This window comes from Armatimonadota bacterium (assembly GCA_035527535.1).
Taxonomy (GTDB): Bacteria; Armatimonadota; Hebobacteria.
Map to the genome: position 1 here is coordinate 1 of DATLAK010000181.1, position 3768 is coordinate 3768.

Here is a 3768-nt window from a genome sequence, read left to right on the forward strand (position 1 = left end):
GTGGAGCTGGCGGGCTTCGACTCGGCGCGGCTGCCACAGAAGGACGTGCGGGACATTCGGCAGGCGGGCGGCCAGACGGTGACGGAGTGGGCGGCAGGTCTCGCTGACCGGCTGGGCATCGCGGTCGGGAGGCTCTACATCGCCCCGGCAGTGGCGGCGCAGGTCATACCCCTCAACCCCATTCCCAGCAAGCCGTCGCTCGCGCCGCGTGACGGAGACTCCTGGCGGAACCATGTCGCCGAGGTCGAGCGCGCCGCCGACATCCGCGTGTGCTGGACGCGCGGCACTGCCTACGACATGTGGGTTGACGAGGGGCGGCCCGACTATGAGGCGGGGGTCTCGACCATCAGCTATGAGATTGACTACGCGGAGACGGACGCGCCGCAGATCGCTTACGACATCGACCACGAGCAGAGCGTCCGCGCCTTCCGCAACTTCCTGAAGGCGTCCACACTGGAGTCCGGTAGCGGGCCTGAGAAGGAGCGCGTCGAGTACTACCTCTCGCAGACGCTCGCCAACAGGAAGGCCGGGGTCGGCGACGACTGGCCGATAGTGCTTGAGTCCGACGACGCGCCACTCGGCGAACTCTATCAGGAGTTCCTGACGGAGCATTGGAACGCGGGGCAATCTGTGATAACATGGAACATGCCGATGCGCGTTGACCTCTACCCGGACATGTTCGTGCGGGTGGTAGACTGCCCGGACATTGAGATCGAGGACAACAGCGTCTACCAGATCATAGAGCATCGCCTGTCGCTGGACATGGAGCGCTTCGACGCGGACAGCAGCTTCCTCGCACAACTGGTCTGGACGACTGACGAGGGCGGTATGCCGGTCAACGCCATCGGGATAAACATGGGAGGTATCAATACATGAGCACCGTATGGCTGAAGACGACGAACAACGCCGTGACGACTCTGGAGGAGGCGCTGGCGGCAGGTGCGCTGACGGTCAATCTGACCTCCACCGCTCACATGCCGGGGACCTACCCGTTCCGGCTGACCATCTGGGATGCGGCGCTTTACGGTTACCGGAACCCTGACGCCGACCCGAGCATGGAGATCATCGAGGTCACTGGGCCGGACCCGTATCCGTATGCGTATGCCCCTGATGAGTATGTGATAACGCGGGGGATGGAGGGCACGTCTGACGTGGCCCATGCGTTGGGGCAGACGGTGGCGCTGCTCATCACTGCGGGGATGATTCAGCAGATACAGGGCGCGATCACCGCGCTTGAGCCGTGAGCGTAAGAGAGGGGCAGCAAAGTGCAGCAAGTCGGCGCAGGGCCACTCAGTGTTCGCGAACGCAACAAGGCCCACCGTCGCGCCCTCCGTTCCCAGCCTATGCAGGAGGGCGCGGCGTTGGTCATACCGAGCAAACTCGTGCAGCCGAAGGACACGCTCCCCCAGTCTGTCCCCGTCGCAGAGGACGTGTGGATCGGCTACCCCGGCCCCGGCTACCCGTCCGCGAATGGCGAGCCCCTGCGAGTGCTGCGCCACGTAGCGGCGACACACCCGGCCATCATCGAGGCCTTGCAGATCGCAGGTACTTCGCCTCCTGGCGCGGTGACCTGGCTGTTCCTCGTCGAAGGCCCGCTGGACGCTTACGAAGCCGACCGCCTGCGCGAGTACGGCGAGGTGCATATCGTCAGCGACAAGCCGAAGATGCAGTGGTGGCAGTACCTCCGTCTCACGCTCGACTTCCGCCCCCACGTTGCCCACGCTGATAGCGTCACCTTCCGGGGCTTCGCAGAGCGGGCGGGCCTGCCCTCTGCGGAGGTCGCCACGGAGGAGGACGAGCGAACGTGGCTCACCCGCTACCAGGAGGCGCTATACCCCGTCACCGACATTGTGATCCTCGCGCACGACGAACTTGTGGTCACGCGCTCCTGCGTGGCGCACGTCCTCGCGCACACCTGGGCACCGTTCCGGCTCGTGCTGGTGGACAACGGGAGCGAGGAGCCGGTCGGCGAGTACTTCCGCACTGTCGCCGCGAGTATGCCAGAGGGCCAGTGCCTCGTGCTGGAGCCCGGCGAGAACCTCGGCTGCCCGGGCGGGCGCGACCTCGCCTACCATGAGACCGACTCCCCGTTCTTCGCGTGGCTCGATAACGACATGCTCCCGCCGCCGGGTTGGCTGGGGCCGCTCGTGCGGAGGATGCAGGCGCAGCCGGAGATCGGCGTCATCGCCCCGTGGGCAGAGATATACGCCCTGGAACGCCGGGGACGCGCGCCGAAGAAGTATGACCTCTACGGCGCCAACAACCTGTTCCGCCGGGAGGCCGTGGCGCGGGCCGAGGAGGAAGCGGGCACGATTCACACCGAACCCTTCCGCACGCAGCAGGGGCGCGGCGATACTGACCTCATGTGGCGCATCAAGGAAGCGGGCTTCGAGTTATGGCTCGACGGCGAGGTGCAACTGCGTCACCTTGGCGGCCCGCTGCACAGCGGCTTTGGGCAGGGATTGACCCGGCGCACTGCGGACAAGGGCGACCTCGACGCCGCCAATGCCGCCTTCTACGCCAAGTGGTCGGCCCCCGGTGTGCGGCGCCGGCGGGACGGCGGGCGGGCATGGGCAGACAAGCAGATTGACCCAGCCCAACGCCCCGAGAAGGTGCCTGCGATTCTCGCGCGCCATCCAGCGCCGGGGCAGCGGACGATATGTTTTGTGGTCGCGGGCGGCAGTCCCTCTGGTGGCACGAAGGCCATCTGGCGGCTCGCGCACCACTTCGAGGAGGCGGGCTGGTTCGTCGAGGTCTCGATGCAGCGCGGGATTTACGCGCCGGAATGGGACAACTTCTCGGTAGTGTCGTGGGAGACAGTCCGCGACTACTACGATGTGGTGGTGGCGACCTTCCTCAGCACGCGCCGCGTTGCGCAGAAGATGGCGTGCCGCGCCCGCATCGGGCTCGTGCAATCTGACGAACCGGCCTGGGTCGAGGGCAGGTCCGATCATGCTGCGTGGCTGGAACTCTTCGAGCTGAAGGGCTTCCGCGAGGTGGTCATCGCCGACCACATGCACCAGTTCTCCAAGAAGTACGGCATGGACATCATCGGCCAGATCATGCCGGGCGTGGACAAGTACGTGTTCGCACCGAAGGCCGACTTCGCTTGGCGGCGGGTGCCAGGCCCGCCGCACCTTCTGGTGGTGACGAAGGGCAAGCATGTTCCCTACGACGGGCACGACTACCTCATCCCTGCGCTCGCCGAACTCGCGGGACGCTACCCCGACCTCGTGATCGACTGGCTGGGCTACCCGCCGCCGGAGTTCCCGTGCGAGGTCCGCCACCACAGGACATTCGAGGAGCACGCTGTCGCCAAGCTCTACTCGGAGGCGACGGTGTACGTGCTGGCCTCACTCATCGAGGGGAGCCCGCTGACGGTGCGGGAGGCGATGGCCTGCGGGACCGCAGTGGTGAGCACACCGACCGGCGTGGAGGACTACGCGACTGACGGCGAGAACATCAAGCTGGTTCCGCACCGGGACACCGCGGCGATTGTGGAGGCGGTCTCGTGGCTGCTTGACAACCCGCGCGACCGTCAGCGCATCGCGCTCGCCGGCCTCAAGGAAATCAAGCGGCACTCCTGGGGCGCTTACGCAGACGCGTTTGAGGCCATCATCGAGAGGGAGTTGGCGGCAAGTGCGGATACGGTTTGAGCTGTGGAACAATGGGGACCGCCAGTGCCCCACGGCCCGGCAACGCGGCTGGCACGTCATCGAGGAACTGCAACGGCGCGGCTATGATGCCGACGCATGGGACCGGGACAAG

At 66.2% G+C, this 3768-nt stretch carries 3 protein-coding genes; all 3 read left to right on the top strand.

What is annotated here, in order from left to right; translation table 11 throughout:
- Window positions 1-876, top strand: an 876-nt coding sequence (locus VM221_13365; GenBank protein ID HUT75809.1) for a hypothetical protein, incomplete at its 5' end; no start/stop codon positions are given.
- Window positions 873-1244, top strand: a complete 372-nt coding sequence (locus tag VM221_13370; protein HUT75810.1) for a hypothetical protein — start codon at window positions 873-875, stop codon at window positions 1242-1244. The genes VM221_13365 and VM221_13370, both read left to right, overlap by 4 nt.
- Window positions 1245-1361: 117 nt before the next feature.
- Window positions 1362-3656: a glycosyltransferase gene (locus VM221_13375; protein ID HUT75811.1), complete on the top strand. Its 2295-nt coding sequence runs from the start codon at window positions 1362-1364 to the stop codon at window positions 3654-3656.
- Window positions 3657-3768: the final 112 nt, after the last annotated feature.

Coding starts and splice junctions, on each gene's coding strand:
- VM221_13370 (HUT75810.1), top strand. CDS start 873: ATGAGCACCGTATGGCTGAAGACGACGAACAACGCCGTGACGACTCTG.